We start from the raw sequence: 1649 nt of genomic DNA, 5'->3' as shown, positions 1-1649 counted from the left end.
AGGCTCATCCAACTCGGCAAGCCGAACCAGAACGCCTACGTTGAATCGTTTAACGGTCGCCTGCGCGATGAATGCCTCAACGAACACTGGTTCCCGACACTGCTGCATGCGCGCACCGAGATCGAGCGCTGGCGACGCGAATACAACGAGGAGCGACCCAAGAAGGCAATCGGTGGCATGACGCCATCGGCGTATGCCCAACAGCTGGCCAACACCGATATCATCAACCCCGGACTCTAAACCCGGCCGCTATCCAGGACGGGGGGACGTCGCAACTTGAGTGCCGGGCGCCACCATACGCGGCGTGCAAATTTGCCATACTAGTTCGCTCAAAAGTGACGTTGAGTGTCACATTGCAGTCAGCGTAGCAAAAATAGGCATTAGCCCTATCTCATCGCTGGGGACAGTGCGATCATGGCCTAAGAAGCGGACGGGAATGTGAGTTGCAGTTGGCACGCTTTCTGCTAGAAGCTTCCTTGCGGCGACGCCTGATGCTTATCTGTGATGGGCTGTCAGGATCTCGCACAGTGTTCAGGAGTCTCCTATTAAATTTTTAAAATCTAGGGGTTATAAATGAAGAAGCAACAGGGCTTTACCTTAATCGAGCTGATGATTGTCATCGCTATCATCGCAATCCTTGCGGCCATTGCTATTCCTGCGTATCAGGACTACATCGCTCGTGCACAGATGTCCGAGGCGATGACGTTGGCTAGTGGTCAGAAGGTGGGTGTTTCTGAAGTATTTGCAAACAACGGTACTTGCCCGACTAACGGCAATAACGGCTTTGCCGCTGCTACCGATATCAATGGTAAGTACGTCGCTCAGGTGGCTGTCGGCGGAACTGCGGCAGCAGCTGGCGGATGCACCATCGTTGCAACAATGAAGAGTACTGGCGCTGCGGCCGGCATCCAGGGCAAGAAGCTGACGCTGACTCTGTCTAATGCTGACAAGGGCTCCAATGTGTGGCAGTGTACTTCCGATGCTGCCCAGAAGTACCTACCCACTGCGTGCACTGGAACCTAATTGGTTAGTTGAGTTGGTTGAATTTCCAAAAGCCCCGGTCGTCACCGGGGCTTTTCAATTGTGGTTTGATAGAAGTATTTAGAGCCGCTAACAAAACCCTTGAATTTTGTTGAGTCGGCGGCCTCATTGTCGACATGACACGTCGCAACGAGATCCCTATTGCGCTGTGGAAGCGCATCGAGCCACTGATTCCGCAGGTCAAGCCATCCCCCAAAGGTGGACGACCTCGTGTCAGTGATCAGCAGGCCCTCAACGGCATCGTCTATGTGCTGCGCACGGGCATTGCGTGGGAAGACCTGCCTTCGGAACTTGGCGATGGCAGCGGCATGACCTGCTGGCGTCGGCTGCGTGATTGGCAAGCCAACGGGGTGTGGCATCGTCTACATCAAGTGCTGCTGGCGACGTCCCCCCAATTTTGAGTAGCGCCCCAGTTTGGAGTCCAATTCCCTACCCAAAGGAGATTGGACGTGAAGAAGCGTTTGACTGACGAGCAAGTCCTCGGCTTCCTGCGCGAAGCCGAAAGCGGCGTGGCGATCAAGGACCTGTGCCGACGCCATGGCTTCAGCGAGGCCTCGTACTCCCTGTGGCGCAGTCAGTTCGGCGGGATGAGCGTGCCCGATGCCAAG

Annotated in this window: 3 protein-coding genes and 1 pseudogene; all 4 read left to right on the top strand. The window is 55.4% G+C overall.

The features are described from left to right. Positions 1–240: integrase core domain-containing protein (locus tag XBLMG947_RS20355; RefSeq protein WP_139074462.1), on the top strand; the 240-nt coding region annotated here is incomplete at its 5' end. Positions 241–573: 333 nt separating this feature from the next. Further along, positions 574–1023 carry a pilin gene (locus XBLMG947_RS20350; protein ID WP_065470346.1) on the top strand — a complete coding sequence of 150 codons (450 nt, stop codon included), beginning with the start codon at positions 574–576 and terminating at the stop codon, positions 1021–1023. A gap of 134 nt (positions 1024–1157) precedes the next feature. Further along, positions 1158–1421, top strand: a pseudogene (locus tag XBLMG947_RS20345) (transposase); the annotation flags it as partial. A 69-nt stretch (positions 1422–1490) separates the two neighbouring features. Beyond that, the coding region (locus tag XBLMG947_RS20340) for a transposase (protein ID WP_065470347.1) at positions 1491–1649 on the top strand (159 nt) is incomplete at its 3' end.

Source organism: Xanthomonas bromi, assembly GCF_900092025.1.
Lineage (GTDB): Bacteria > Pseudomonadota > Gammaproteobacteria > Xanthomonadales > Xanthomonadaceae > Xanthomonas > Xanthomonas bromi.
Note: the sequence above shows the minus strand (reverse complement) of the source record. Positions and strands in the feature narration are given on the sequence as shown.